The following is a 14,488-nucleotide window of genomic DNA, read 5'->3' as shown; positions in this document are numbered from 1 at the left end:
AGAATGCCGATGATGCGAGTCGACAGCCACCAGCATTTCTGGCGCTACACAGCGCAGGATTACCGCTGGATCAACGATGACATGGCAGTGCTGAAACAGGATTTTTTGCCGGAAACGCTGCGTCCGCTGCTGCGCCGCCACGAGGTGCAGAAAACGGTGCTGGTGCAGGCGCGATGCAGCCTGGAGGAAACCCGCTGGCTGCTGGATATTGCTGACCAGACTGATTATGTCGCGGCGGTCACCGGCTGGATCGATCTGCGCGACGGCGATCTGCCGCGACAGCTGGAGGCGCTAGCCCATCCGTTGTTGCGCGGTTTTCGTCATCCGATTCAGGACGAGCCTTATCCGGCGCAGTGGCTGGCCGATCCGGCCATCAATGACGGAATTCGCCAGCTTCAGCAGCGGGAATATCTCTATGAACTGCTGGTGACGCATCACCATCTGGCCGAAGCCGTTGAGTTCGCGCAGCGCCATGACCAGCATTTTCTGGTGCTCGATCACTTCGGCAAGCCCGATCTGACGCTGGGGGCCAGCCACTGGCAGCAGCAGATTGCGCCGCTGAAAGCGTTGAAACATGTCAGCTGTAAGCTCTCCGGCCTGCTGACTGAGCCACGCCCGGTGGGACTGTCAGCCGACGATTTGCTGCCTTTTTTCGATGCCGCACTGGAGATTTTCGGCAGCGAACGACTGCTGTTCGGCTCTGACTGGCCGGTCTCGCTGTTGGCCAGCCCCGATGAAAATCCCTGGCAACTCTGGCAACCGGCGATAGCAACACTCAGTGCCGCCGAACAGGCAGCCATTTATGGCGGCAATGCCTGCTCTCTCTACCGATTACAGGACACACACGATGAATCTCTATCTGCAAAATAAAGTGGTAATCGTCACCGGCGGCGGTTCCGGCATTGGTGAGGCAATCTCACTGACGCTGGCCGAAGAAGGGGCTATTCCGGTGATCGTCAGCAATACCGAACCGGCCAATGAGCTGATGCATAAGCTGCAACAACTCTCGCCACAGGCCAGCTTTGTGCTCGCCGAACTGCGCGACGAAGCGAGCTGCAAGGCCGCGCTGGATCAGATCCTGAGCCGTTATCCCTCGATTGACGGCCTGGTGAACAACGCCGGTGCCAATGACAACGTGGGTCTGGATGCCGGACGCGCCGCCTTTGTGCAGTCGCTCGAACAGAATCTGATTCACTACTACCTGATGGCGCACCTGTGCCTGAACGCGCTGCGTGCCAGCCGGGGCGCGATCGTGAATATCAGTTCGAAAACCGCGTTAACCGGTCAGGGTAATACCAGCGGCTATGCCTCGGCCAAAGGCGGCATTCTGGCGCTGACCCGTGAATGGGCGGCGGCCCTGCTGGACGAGGGTATCCGCGTCAATGCGGTTATCCCGGCTGAAGTGATGACGCCACTCTATGCGCGCTGGATCCAAAGCTTCGATCGGCATGAAGAGAAACTGCAAAAAATCACCTCACATATTCCGCTGGGGCAGCGCATGACCACGCCGCAGGAGATCGCCAATACGGTGGTCTTCCTGCTCTCTTCGCGCGCGTCGCACACCACGGGACAGTGGCTGACCGTCGATGGCGGTTACACCCACCTTGATCGGGCGCTGACATGACGCGCCGCTTTTGCCAGGCGTTGGATCTCAGCGACGATCCTCGCTTTATTGCAGAGTATCAACGCTATCACCAGCAGATCTGGCCGGAGATTACCGCGCACCTGCGTCGCTACGGCATTGCAGAGATGGAAATTTACCGGCTGGGTAACCGGTTAGTGATGGTGATCGAAACCACGGACGACTTTGACCGCGCGCTGTTCGAACGTCGCAGCCTTGAGGATCCGAAAGTCTGCGAATGGGAAGCCCTGATGTGGAAATATCAGCGCCCCACCCCGTGGACAGCCGCCGGGGAAAAGTGGGTTGAAATGACGCGCATATTTTCACTGACAGAACAGCCGTAGTGCCTCTGTTTATTCCAGAGAGCTGACCGTTTTTCAGGTTATCTGACATAAAAAAACCAGCCATCCGGGCTGACCCTACTCCTGCAGTCACCACCAGATACTGAGGAATACACTATGTTCGCCAATAAAACTGCTGCTACGGCCTATGCGGAGCGCAAAACCACCTCCGGCTTCCGTCTGGCGTTTATTCTGGTCACCACGCTGTTTTTCCTGTGGGGATTATCCTACGGGCTGCTGGATGTGCTGAATAAGCATTTCCAGGAGGTGTTACACGTGAATAAGGCGCAGTCCGGGCTGTTACAGGCCGCCTATTTCGGTGCCTATTTTATCATTGCCCTGCCGGCTGGCTTTTTCATGGATCGCTTCGGCTATAAAGCCGGCATCCTGGTCGGTTTATGCCTCTACGCAGTGGGTGCATTGCTGTTTGTTCCGGCCGCCTCGGCGGGCAGCTTTAGCCTGTTTCTGTTGGCGCTGTTTGTGATCGCCCTCGGGCTGGGATGTCTCGAAACCGCCGCTAACCCGTTTGCAACCGTGCTGGGCGACCCGGCTGGCGCAGAACGCCGTCTGAATCTCTCACAATCCTTTAACGGCTTAGGGCAGTTTATTGGTCCGGTGATTGGCGGCTCGCTGTTCTTTTCCGCCACGCAGAGCACCACCGCTGACGGGCTCTCTTCAGTAAAAACCACCTACGTCGCGATTGCTTTTTTAGTGCTGCTGATTGCCTTCCTGTTTGGACGGACGAAGTTGCCGGATATTCGTGAGCAGAGCAGTGATGCAGACCAGGGCATTGCGAAAGGATTATGGCAGCATGGCCATTTTACCGGCGGCGTGATTGCCCAGTTCTTTTATGTCGCCGCCCAGGTTGGGGTTGGCGCTTTCTTTATCAATTACACCACCGAACACTGGCATACGCTGTCGAACCAGAACGCTTCCTATCTGCTGTCGGTAGGGATGATCAGCTTTATGGTCGGCCGTTTTTTTAGTACCTGGCTGATGGGTTTTATTCGCCCGGCTACGCTGCTGGTGACCTATGCCATCATCAATATCCTGTTATGCGGCGTGGTGGTTGCCGGTATCGATAACGTTTCGGTGATTGCGCTGGTGGCGATATTCTTCTTTATGTCGATCATGTTCCCGACCCTTTTTGCCATGGGGGTGAAGAATATGGGCAAGCAAACCAAACGGGCCAGTTCAGTGATGATCATGGCGATTGTCGGGGGCGCGGTGATGCCCTATATGATGGGCGCCATCGCCGATCGTTACACCACCGCCGTGTCCTACGCGCTGCCGATGATCTGTTTCGCGGTAGTATTGGTGTATGCACTTAAGCAAAGAGCCAGCGCCGGGAGCTAAGTCGCTCAACGCGGGATAAAACAACGGAGTGAACATGCATATTGTCGGTTCACTCCGGCTCATTTTTTAACTGAGAGCGGCATGAATCTGCCGCAGTCCACTTATCTTTTCTCCCGGCTAATGCTTCGCATTTGCTGGCGATGCTCACCCCCGATTCCCCCCTGTTCAACAACTCAGACGTCGTAGCCGTTATGACAATCGCGTCCTGGGTCAGGTCACGGTGGAGTCAGGATCGGCGGCCCTGGCAAAACCTGAAGAAGAGAGGGTGAAGTGCGGGAAGCTTTACGCGCTGTCCACGTTGAGGCTGGCTTGTCGTAGCGGGCTGAGAAGGCGCGGCTGACAGCGTCGCAGCGCTCTTTATTCGCCACTCTGCGCACACACCGACTGTCGTCCGGTTGCCGGATTCAGGACAAAAAAAAGCCCGGCCAGCAGCAGCCAGGGCAAATAAACGTGCTTTCTCCGAGGGTCGCTTAACCATCGTTAGCGCTAATCTAACACATAAAGCGCAGCAGTAAATAGTGCGCAACATATTAAAATATCACAATCTAGCTCGCTATTAAATTGGACGACAGCAAGGTGGCATAGCGTCCGGTTCCCGGGACGGATTGCTGACGGCTTGATTCGCAGCTTAGCCTGGCCAGTGGCAAAAGTAGCGGCTTCGCCATGACAAAGGCGCGAGGCAAACTGCGGCTTCGCCTGGAGCATTGTCATAGTGCAAGCCGCAGCTTAGCCAACATCACTGGCGTGGCACGATGCTACAGGTTTGTCGCATTCTGCCGGTTCAGCTGGCGACGGCAGATAGAACGTAAAGGCATCAGTACTCACAGCACGCGCCGTTACGCCGCGTACTTCGCGCGGCACCTGCGGGAGTCGGTATTAAGCAGCCGGAAAATAACGAATTGTATCCTTTCAGTCTGAAACCAGATGTTTACCGTTTTCCTGCGACAACCTTGCGCTATTCTGAAAGAAAAAAGATTAAATATTAACCAGTATTGTTAAGTGCTATGGTGCCAGCGTTGCTGCTAATCCCCCTGCGCGGCGGGGTGTAAAGGGTCTGACGAGTCATTCGTTGTGTGTCATCTGTCACGGGCTGTTTTGACCCCTGATAGCCCACCGGGAGGCACCCGGAGCAGTAGTTTTAATTTAGCCACGCCCGCTGGAGTCTCATCAGGTATGCGTCTTCATGGCGTGGCTGTATTAATTGCGGTTACAGCTGGCTACCTGCCGCTGGCGATAAATACGGCGCAAAGGCGTAGCATAATGCCCGAACGGCTGGCGCGGGTAGATAATCAATGCGTGCAGCCAGTAAATGTTGAGCCTGAACGCTGGTTTATTTTATTTGTGGCCGCGGTTCTTTGCATTAATCTGGGTCACGGATCACATTATTTTAAAACCCTGCTTTTTCACCCATCTTTTAATCATTCAGGCTACGCTGAAGCTCTCATTTATTTCTGCCAGAATGGCTATATTTATCGTTACGGATAAATTTATATCAGCCCGCTTAATTGATGCCAGAAAAAAGCAGAGAAGAAATAAATCTTTCTGCTGCGGATTAAGCACATGAATAGATAAGAGGTTTATCATGAAAAAATCAGCCTGTAGTGAACTGTACGGCAAAATAATTCACGCAAGAACGATTCTTCCCGCCAGAAATATTGCACTGTACGAGGTCGATTTTGAAAATGGCCGCACCGCGGTGTTACGCGTCAGCACAACGTTTCCGCTACAGGAGGGTGACACAATTGAAAGAATTAATGATGTCTGGCGGTCGGGTCAGCATGTCATTACGCCTGCGCCATTCGAGTTCGTGGAAAAGCGTGAATCTGACCGATACTTCATTGAATATGAGCGTTAACCCGTATGAGATGATTAAGACTCAGTGAGTTGCGTCAGAAAATCTGCCAACTAAACTGATGATTCTATTGAAAAATATAAAAAATAAAACAACCCATCCAGCGGGCAGCAACGCGGGGTTGCCGTCCGATTGAGCAAGCCGTCACAAGCCGCGGCTTTTTGAAATCATGTCAGATAATGAACAGCGACTTACAGTGCGGACACAGCACAGCCTGACCTTTGTTCTTTTTCGCGATCAACTGCCTGGAGAATTTCTTACACTCCGGACACTGTGTATTCGTTTCGTTGTTGTGCAACGCGTCGAAAAGAAAGCTTAACCAGGTCATGTCCGTATCCTCTGAGGTGGGGCAGCCAGCGTAGCACAGCGCGAAATAATTAGCTTTTTATATAACCACACCAGCGGTTAAATAAAGTTAACACCCGGGAAATCCTGCCGTTTATTTTTTTACTTTTATTTAATCATTACTGACAACAGCAACGGCCATTTATTTACATTGGGACCGGGGACGCAAAAAAGACTACAATTAACCTATCGGAATCTGCTATCACCTCTGGCTCCTTCTTCCGGCTTCCTGTTTATCATCCTTTCTTTATTCCGGATCCAGCAGCTGCGCAAGCGCAAGGAAATGAATGTGAAAATAAATCTGACGACGTGGTTCAGTCGGGACAGCGAATTGCCATCCGATCATTTCCCGTTGTTTCCGCCAGAAGGCATTTATCAGGCCCAGCGGCCCGAACTCTTTTCTGCGGAACAAATGGGTAACTACGGCGAGAAATTAGCAAAAACACATAAGCTGTCGGGCGGTAAATGGTCCTACCGGCTGCTACAGCAACTGGCGGATAACGAGCTGTCACTGACGCAAAGCGCTGAAATCCTGAGCGAGGGCGATAAACGCAGCCAGACGCCAGCTGCCGTCTGGCTGCTGGATAATTTCTACATTATCGAAGAGCAAATCCGCCTGGTACGGCATCTGTTACCGGCAAAATTCGGTAAAGGATTGCCGATGCTGGCGCAGTCGGCGCATTACCTGCGTATCCAGGCCATCGCCGAAGAGATGATCAAGCACAGCGATGGCCGACTTGAAACCAGCGTGCTGCACCCCTTCATCACCGCCTATCAACGTGTCACCCCGCTGCTGCTCGGCGAACTGTGGGCAATGCCCGCCATGTTGCGCTTTGCGCTGATTAACAATCTGGCCCGGATTGCGGCGGAGGTGGCCAGAGTGCATCAGGAGCGCATCAAAGCAGAAGAGTGGATCACCGATATCCTTGCCACTGCCGCCAAAGATACCTCAAAAGTGATCCTCGTCATCGCCGATATGGCCCGTCAGAACCCGCAGATTTCCGGTGCTTTCGTGGCGGAACTTGAACGCCGGTTAAGCGGCCAGAACAATACGCTCGCTTTAACCTGGGTTGAGCAGCAACTTGAAAACAGCGGGCGTAAAACCTCAGAAGTGATTGAACAGTTCAACCGCCAGCTGGCATTGAGTCAGCTGTCGGTCAGCAACAGTATCACCGGCCTGCGCCAGCTGGGCGAGATTGACTGGCAGGCCTTTGTTGAGTCGGTCAGCCAGGTTGAACGTATACTCCAGCATGACCCGGCCGGGACTTATCCTCTGATGCACTTTGACAGTCGTGATGACTACCGTCACGTTATTGAGCGTCTGGCCCGCCACAGTCGGTTCGATGAGCGGGCGGTGGCCCAGGCGGTGCTGGATCTGGCCAGACAGCCGGGTCTTCCCCTGCGACAGCAGCATGTCGGCTATTTCCTGCTGGATAAAGGCTATCTGCAACTTGAACAGCAGCTTCAGGTTAACGTCAGCTGGCTGAATAAGAGCCGCCAGCATCTCAGCCAGACACCTTTACTCTCCTGGCTGGGCAGCCTGTTATTGCTGACCATCGCGTTTAGCGCCGAAATGCTGGTCAGCACCCAGCAGGCTGGTATCGGGCCGCTACTCTGGTTGCTGGCGCTGCCGACCCTGGTTGTCTGCAGTCAGCTGGCGTTACAGTTGCTGAGCGAACTCACCACCCGAACCCGCCATCCGCTGCCGCTGCCGCGTCTTGATTATGCCAGGGCGATACCGCCGCACCATCGGACGCTGGTGGTGATCCCCTGCCTGCTGAGCAGCAACGAGGCTACCGACGCGCTGCTTCGCTCACTGGAGATCTGTTATCTCGGAAACGCCCTACCGAATATCAACTTTGCTTTACTGACCGACTTTACCGACAGCGCAGAACAGAATCATGTTCATGATGCAGCGCTGATCCGTTATGCGGTTCTGAAAACCGACGCGCTGAATCGTCGCTACGGCGGCAGTGCCGCTGAAAGCGCGCTTTTTTCCCTGCTGCACCGTGACCGCACCCATAATATTTCGCAGGGCGTCTGGATGGGATATGAACGTAAACGCGGCAAAATCCATGCGCTGAACCGCTGGCTGCAGGGAGAAGATAATCGCTTCAGCGTGACGGCGGGAGCGACCCAGGCGCAGCTGCACGGGGTCAGATATGTGATTACGCTCGACAGCGATACCATCCTGCCGCGCGAGACCGCGCATAAACTGATCGGCGTGATGGCGCATCCGCTTAATGCGCCGGTGTTCGATACGCAGTTAAACCGGGTGGTTGAGGGTTATGCCATCCTTCAGCCGCGACTGGCCGAGGAGATCCCGGTCCAGGGTCAGGGCCGCTATGCCAGGCTGTGCAGCAGCGTGCCGGGTAATGATGCTTACTCCTCGCTCTCCTCGGATATTTATCAGGATCTGTTTGGCGAAGGATCGTTTGTCGGCAAGGGCATTTACGATGTGGCGGCTTTTTCGCGTGCCACCCGTAATACCTGCCCGGAAAACCTGGTGCTAAGTCACGATCTGCTGGAAGGCTGTTACGCCCGTTCCGGCGTGGTCAGTAACGTGGTGCTCTATGAGCAATATCCGGCAAATTATCTGAGTGACGTCGCCCGGCGGTTTCGCTGGGTAAGGGGCGACTGGCAGCTGCTGAACTGGCTGCGGCCGCAGGTCCGGCTGGAAGATGGTCAGCGGCAGAAAAACCCGCTCAGCCCGCTTTCCCGCTGGAAGTTAATCGATAACCTGCGCCGCAGCCTGGTCGCGCCAGCCCTGCTGACGCTGGTGTTTATGCTCTGTACCCTGCTGCCGAATCCGGCCTTCTGGGCCGCCGGCATTATGCTGTTTCTGCTGCTGCCTGGCGTGCCAGCGCTGATCGTTGATGGGGTGACAAAAAGTAAAAAACGCGCCTGGCGTCAGCATCTGCAGCTCCTGTTTACCGATGCGTTTAACCGCATCTCCCGTGCCGGGTTGGCGCTGGCCGTGCTGCCGCATGAAAGCTACTGGTCGCTGAAAGCGATCATCGTCACCCTGTGGCGTCTGAACATCAGCCATCGCTACCTCAACGAGTGGAAGAGCGCCTCGACAATCCCCTCCGTCGCCTGCGATTTAGGTCATTTTTACCGCAGCATGTGGATTAACCCACTGGCAGGCGTGGCGCTGGTGCTGCTGACCGCACTGTCGATGCCGTCGTTGATCCATCTGGCGCTGGCACTGGGATTACTCTGGACCATCACCCCGGCGCTGCTGAGCCGCATGAGCCAGCCTGCTGCGCCGCAGCGGATCGCGCTGTCAGCCGCACAACAGGGTTTTCTGCGCCGCACCGCCCGTGAAACCTGGGCGTGGTTCAGTGAGTTTGCCGGTGATGAAAATAACCATCTGCCACCGGATAATCTGCAGGAAATCCCGCAGATGCGGATCGCGCACCGCACCTCACCCACCAATATCGGTCTGTCGCTGCTGGCCAATCTGACCGCATGGGATTTTGGCTACGTCAGTCAGGATCAGGTGATCAGGCGATCGCTTGCCACCCTCGACACGCTGGATCGGATGGAGCATTTCCGGGGCCATCTGTATAACTGGTATGACACGCAGACGCTGAAGCCACTTAATCCGCGCTATGTTTCCAGCGTGGACAGTGGCAACATGGCGGCTCACCTGGTCACGCTGCAGGCCGGACTGGCGCAGTGGAAATATCAGCCGGTGATCGCCCCGGCGCGCATGCTGAACGGTCTGCGGGATACCTTAGCCCTGGTCAAAACGCAGCTGGGGGGCAGTCAGCACAACCTGCTGACGCACATCGACACCCGATTAATGGCGATGACGCACGTTTCACCCGCGAGCCTGTTTTCTGAACTGGAGGCATTGCTGCCGCTGAGCGCCGAGGTACAACAGCGCTATCAACCGACAGGCCGCATCAACTGGCCGGCACTGTTTCACCAGCAGCTGGACGATTTTGCTCAGGAGTGGCGTCGCTTTTTCAGCTGGGTCACGCCGCAGACCCTCTTCCCTGCGGAGATACCCTCCCTGCTGTGGCTGGCAGAATTAAGTCAGCATCGCCCTGAATTAACCCGACTACAGAGCGATCCGGTAGTGTGGGCCGCCCGTGAGCGGATGGCCGCGCTGCTGGAACTGGATGGTCGTCTTTGCGATCACGCCAGCATGGACTTCCGCTTCTTATACGTTCCGGCCACCTCGTTGCTCAGCGTCGGCTACAACATCGACAGCGGTCTGCTCGACGCCAGTAAATATGACCTGTTCCCGTCAGAAGTGCGGCTGACCCACTATTTCGCTATCTCCGCCAACCAGCTGCCAGTCAAAAGCTGGTTTGTGCTGGGTCGCTTATTTACCCGGCTGGATAATCAGCCCGCCGTGATGTCGTGGAGCGGCTCGATGTTTGAATATCTGATGCCGCATCTGGTGATGCCGGTTTACCCCGATACGCTGCTGGAAAAGATGGCGTTGGCCGCAGTCAGGCAGCAGATCAGTTCAGCGAAAAGCACCGGGACGCCGTGGGGCGTGTCGGAATCCGGGTATGCCGCCTTTGACGTGAATCATAACTATCAGTACCGGGCTTTTGGCACCCCGGAATTAGGGTTGAAACGCGGCCTGAATGATGACCTGGTGGTTGCGCCTTACGCCACGCTGCTGGCGCTAATGGTACTGCCGCAGGAAGCGACCGATAATCTGCTCAGGCTGAAAGCGATGGGCGCTAAGGGTGAATATGGCTACTACGAGGCGCTGGATTTCACTGCCGATCGGCTGGCGCCCGGCCAGCCCTTTACCGCCGTCAAATCCTATATGGCGCATCATCAGGCGATGGGATTTCTGGCGCTGTCGCACCTGCTGCTGGGCGCGCCGATGGTGGCGCGTTTTATGTCCAGCGCACTGTTCCAGTCATCGCGCCTGCTGCTGCAGGAGAAAGTGCCGGATGATATCGAGCTGTACACCCCGCGCCGCAGCTTCGACGAGACTGTCGATAACAAACTGCAGCGCAGCGTGCCTGATCAGCGTGAGTTCAGTGGGGCCGATCCGCGCCAGCCACAGCTTCAGCTGCTTTCCAACGCCAATTATCATCTGATGGTGACCCATTCCGGTGCGGGCTACAGCATGTGGAAGGGGCTGGCGCTGACCCGCTGGCGGGCAGACAGCACCCGCAACCAGTACGGCACTTTCTGCTATGTTACTGACCAGCATTCCGGCGATGTCATCAGCCACAGCTATCAGCCCACCTGCAGTGAGCGGCCTGGCTATAAAGCCCGGTTCAATGATGCCGGGATTGAGTTTGACGCAGCGGGCACCACCTTCGGCATCCATACGCATATCGTGGTCTCACCCGAAGACGATGTTGAGATTCGTCGGATAACGGTGACTAACCGTTCCCGTCAGCCGCGCCGGTTCGATATCACCAGCTATGCCGAAGTGGTGCTGGCACCGGCCGCCAGCGATATGGCCCATCCGGCCTTCAGTAACCTTTTCATACAGACTGAAATCTTACCTGGGCTGGAAGCGATTCTGGCCCATCGCCGGCCCCGCGAAGAGCAGGAAGTGACGGCGTGGATGTTTCATGCGATGGCGATTCATGGCAATACCGACCGTGAAACCTCCTATGAAACCGACCGGGCCCGCTTCCTCGGGCGCGGCAACACCCCCGCCAGGCCACAGGCGTTGCTGCCCGGCGGTGAACTGACCGGTCATCAGGGTGCGGTACTGGACCCGCTGCTGTCGATTCGCCAGACCGTCGATCTTAAAGCCAGTGAAGCGGTCACCATTGATATGCTTTATGGCGTGACGCCAGCTCGCGACACCACGATTGCGCTGATTGAGAAATACCGTAACCATATCAGCGCCGATCGGGTGTTCGAGCTGGCGTGGTCACACAGTCAGGTTGCACTGCGTCAGTTGAATATCCGCACTGAAGATACCGGCCTGTTTAATCAGCTGGCCAGTGCGCTGCTGTTCCCGTCCGCCGAGATGCGTGGCGATCTCAACAATCTGCTGCAGAACCGTCTGGGTCAGGAATCCTTATGGCGTCATGCGATCTCAGGCGATCTGCCGATTCTGCTGGTCCGTATTGAGAATATCGACCAGCTGGATTTGATTAGCTCGGTGATTCAGGCGCATCAGTACTGGCGTCAGAAAGGACTGACGGTCGACCTGGTGATCATGAACTGCGACCGGGGCGGCTATCAGCAGAACCTGTTCAATCAGCTCACCACCCTGATCCCGGCTGGCGAAGAGCGACAACAGATGGATAAACCCGGCGGTATCTTTCTTCGTAAGTGTGAAAGTTTTAGTGCGGAAGAGCAGCAACTGCTGCTGAGCGTGGCGACTGTGGTGCTGGAAGGCCGTGATGGCAGCCTTGACGACCAGCTCAGCGCGTTGCTGAAACCGCTGCGCACGCCGCCCGCTTATCCGTTTACCGCCACCCGCAAAGCAGCTGAACCGGCGGCAGTACGCTTTGCTACCGATGGCCTGCAGTTTTTCAACGGTCGCGGCGGCTTTAGCGCCGACGGCGATGAATATCAGATCATTCTTTCTGACCAGCAGCAGACGCCTGCGCCGTGGAGTAACGTGCTGGCTAACAGCCAGTCAGGCAGCGTCATCTCTGAAAGTGGCCAGGCCTATAGCTGGTATGAAAACGCGCATGAATATCGCCTGACGCCGTGGCACAACGATCCGGTGAGTGATAGCAGCGGTGAAGCGCTCTACTTACGCGATGAAGAGAGCGGCGATGTCTGGTCGCCCACGCCTCTGCCGATGCGCGGAAAAGGGGATTATCTGACCCGACACGGCTTCGGCTACAGCTGTTTTGAGCACACCGGGCACGGCATCAGCAGCAGCTTAACGGTATTTATGGCCGAAAAGGCGCCGGTCAGGCTATCTCTGCTGACGCTGAGTAACCAGTCGGGACGAACCCGTAATTTGTCGATCACCGGCTACGTCGAATGGGTACTGGGCGAGCTGGCGAGCCGATCGGCCATGCACGTGGTGACGTCGGTCGCCACGCTGGATAGCGGCAGTGCGGTGCTGGCTAAAAACTTCTATAACAGCGCCGGTTCAGCGCGCAGCGCTTTTTTTGCTGTCACCGGCACGCAGATTGCCCATAGCGGCAACCGGCTGGAGTGCCTTGGCCGTAACGGCAGCACCCGGCAGCCAGCAATGATGACTTTTCGCGGCCTGTCGGGCAATACCGGTGCCGGACTGGATCCCTGTGCCGCGCTGCAGACGCTGACTACGCTGATAGACGGCGACAGCCGCAGCTTTGTTTTTGCACTCGGCGTGGGTGAGGATGAAGCGGCAGCAATCACGCTGATGCAACAGCTGCTGTCAGCCGGGCAGGCCAGCAATGAGCTGGCAAAGGTAAAACGCTACTGGCAAAGCGTGCTGACTAAAGTGCAGATTCAGACGCCTGAACCGGCGGTGGATTTGCTGGCTAACGGCTGGCTGCTGTATCAGACGCTGGCCAGTCGCTTACTGGCGCGCAGCGGTTATTACCAGTCCGGCGGGGCCTACGGTTTTCGCGATCAGCTGCAGGATACGCTGGCGCTGACCCATGCGGCACCGCAGCGCCTGCGCGATCAGCTGTTGCTGTGCGCCTCGCGGCAGTTTATTGAGGGCGACGTTCAACACTGGTGGCATCCGCCTGGCGGCCGTGGCGTCAGAACACGTTGCTCCGACGACTATCTCTGGCTGCCCTTTGCGCTGTGCCACTACGTGCGGGCGACAGAGGATATGACGCTGCTGTCGCAGCCGGTCAGTTATCTCGAAGGCCGCTTACTGACAGCGGACGAAGAATCGGTGTATGAGCTGCCTGGCCTCAGCAAGGTCAGCGATACCCTGTGGCAGCACGCGGTTCGTGCGGTGAAACACGGCCTGCGGTTTGGTCAGCACGGCTTACCTCTGATGGGATCTGGCGACTGGAATGATGGCATGAGCACGGTCGGGATCGCCGGCAAAGGGGAAAGTGTCTGGCTCGGCTTTTTCCTTTATACAGTGCTGACCCGTTTCGCCGCGCTGGCGGTTCGGGTCGGCGACAGCCAGACCGCCGGGCTGTGTCAGCGTCATGCGCAGGATCTTAAAACCGCGCTCAACGCTGCGGCCTGGGATGGCGAATGGTATCTGCGCGGATTCTTTGATAATGGCCAGACGCTTGGCTCGCATGCCGATCCCGAATGCCGCATCGACGCCATAGCCCAGAGCTGGTCGGTATTGTCCGGGGCGGGTGAAGCCGCCAAAAGCCAGTCTGCGATGGATGCGCTGTTCCGGCAGCTGGTCGATCAGCAGAACGGGCTGATTAAACTGCTGACGCCGCCCTTCGATGGCGCCGGCCCCAATCCGGGCTACATTCGCGGCTATTTGCCCGGGGTGCGCGAAAATGGCGGGCAATACACACACGGTGCGCTGTGGGCGATTATGGCCTTTGCGGCACGGGGCGAAACCGAACGTGCCTGGTCGCTGTTCTCGATGATTAATCCGGTTAATCACAGCAGCGACCGGCAGCGCTCGGCGATTTATAAAGTCGAGCCCTACGTAATGGCTGCGGATGTCTATGCGGCGGAGGGCCACAGCGGGCGCGGTGGCTGGACGTGGTACACCGGCTCTTCCGGCTGGGCCTATCAGTTGATTACCGAAAGCCTGCTGGGGATCATTCGACACGGCAACTCTCTCTCGCTTCGTCCCCAGCTTCCCGCTGGATGGCGCGAAGTAAAAGTGGTCTACCGTGAAGGAGAGAGCAGCTATAACATCACCGTGTCACGCGGTGATGGCAGTTATCAGCTGTGGCTGGATGGCGCACCCTGTGAAGGCGATGAAATAGTGCTGGAGAGCCAGCCGGGAGCGCATCTGGTGGTGGTTCAGCTGGCGAGACTGGAGCAGAAAGGGCCTGAATAAAAGCCGGCGGATAGTCACGGCGGCGGGCAGGTGCAGCCGCCAGCGATCGCGTCGACGGCTGAGCCTGGCGCGCAGTGGCTGGCTAA

General features: G+C 56.8%; 8 protein-coding genes. 7 read left to right on the top strand and 1 reads right to left on the bottom strand.

From position 1 onward, the window contains the following. Positions 1 to 9: 9 nt before the first annotated feature. From AC6I8I_RS20340 to AC6I8I_RS20315, 6 genes are all read left to right on the top strand, one after another. Complete coding sequence (locus AC6I8I_RS20340) at positions 10 to 870, top strand: amidohydrolase family protein (protein WP_312053763.1); 861 nt, start codon at positions 10 to 12, stop codon at positions 868 to 870. After that, positions 848 to 1,624 carry an L-fucose dehydrogenase gene (locus AC6I8I_RS20335; protein ID WP_312053761.1) on the top strand — a complete coding sequence of 259 codons (777 nt, stop codon included), beginning with the start codon at positions 848 to 850 and terminating at the stop codon, positions 1,622 to 1,624. The genes AC6I8I_RS20340 and AC6I8I_RS20335 overlap by 23 nt, the downstream gene beginning before the upstream one ends. Then, positions 1,621 to 1,965: an L-rhamnose mutarotase gene (locus AC6I8I_RS20330; RefSeq protein WP_312053760.1), complete on the top strand. Its 345-nt coding sequence runs from the start codon at positions 1,621 to 1,623 to the stop codon at positions 1,963 to 1,965. The genes AC6I8I_RS20335 and AC6I8I_RS20330 overlap by 4 nt, the downstream gene beginning before the upstream one ends. Positions 1,966 to 2,079: 114 nt before the next feature. Then, positions 2,080 to 3,318 carry an L-fucose:H+ symporter permease gene (gene fucP / locus AC6I8I_RS20325; protein WP_312053759.1) on the top strand — a complete coding sequence of 413 codons (1,239 nt, stop codon included), beginning with the start codon at positions 2,080 to 2,082 and terminating at the stop codon, positions 3,316 to 3,318. 1,173 nt (positions 3,319 to 4,491) lie between these two features. Continuing rightward, on the top strand, positions 4,492 to 4,803 hold the full coding sequence (locus AC6I8I_RS20320; protein WP_312053758.1) for a hypothetical protein: 312 nt from the start codon (positions 4,492 to 4,494) through the stop codon (positions 4,801 to 4,803). A 97-nt stretch (positions 4,804 to 4,900) separates the two neighbouring features. Continuing rightward, positions 4,901 to 5,173 carry a hypothetical protein gene (locus AC6I8I_RS20315; protein WP_312053756.1) on the top strand — a complete coding sequence of 91 codons (273 nt, stop codon included), beginning with the start codon at positions 4,901 to 4,903 and terminating at the stop codon, positions 5,171 to 5,173. 169 nt (positions 5,174 to 5,342) lie between these two features. Here the strand turns inward: AC6I8I_RS20315 and AC6I8I_RS20310 are convergent, their stop codons facing one another. Then, positions 5,343 to 5,498 (bottom strand): YnfU family zinc-binding protein, encoded by a 156-nt coding sequence (locus AC6I8I_RS20310; protein ID WP_312053755.1) that lies wholly within the window; start codon positions 5,496 to 5,498, stop codon positions 5,343 to 5,345. A 306-nt stretch (positions 5,499 to 5,804) separates the two neighbouring features. Between AC6I8I_RS20310 and AC6I8I_RS20305 the strand changes: the two genes are divergently transcribed. After that, positions 5,805 to 14,402, top strand: a complete 8,598-nt coding sequence (locus AC6I8I_RS20305; protein WP_312053754.1) for a glycoside hydrolase family 94 protein — start codon at positions 5,805 to 5,807, stop codon at positions 14,400 to 14,402. Positions 14,403 to 14,488 lie beyond the last annotated feature (86 nt).

Source organism: Pantoea sp. X-Soil-YNGN-775, from assembly GCF_059730575.1.
This window is presented reverse-complemented; position numbering and strand designations above follow the sequence as displayed.

Coding starts and splice junctions, on each gene's coding strand:
- AC6I8I_RS20340 (WP_312053763.1), top strand. CDS start 10: ATGATGCGAGTCGACAGCCACCAGCATTTCTGGCGCTACACAGCGCAG.
- AC6I8I_RS20335 (WP_312053761.1), top strand. CDS start 848: ATGAATCTCTATCTGCAAAATAAAGTGGTAATCGTCACCGGCGGCGGT.
- AC6I8I_RS20330 (WP_312053760.1), top strand. CDS start 1,621: ATGACGCGCCGCTTTTGCCAGGCGTTGGATCTCAGCGACGATCCTCGC.
- fucP (WP_312053759.1), top strand. CDS start 2,080: ATGTTCGCCAATAAAACTGCTGCTACGGCCTATGCGGAGCGCAAAACC.
- AC6I8I_RS20320 (WP_312053758.1), top strand. CDS start 4,492: ATGCGTCTTCATGGCGTGGCTGTATTAATTGCGGTTACAGCTGGCTAC.
- AC6I8I_RS20315 (WP_312053756.1), top strand. CDS start 4,901: ATGAAAAAATCAGCCTGTAGTGAACTGTACGGCAAAATAATTCACGCA.
- AC6I8I_RS20310 (WP_312053755.1), bottom strand. CDS start 5,498: ATGACCTGGTTAAGCTTTCTTTTCGACGCGTTGCACAACAACGAAACG.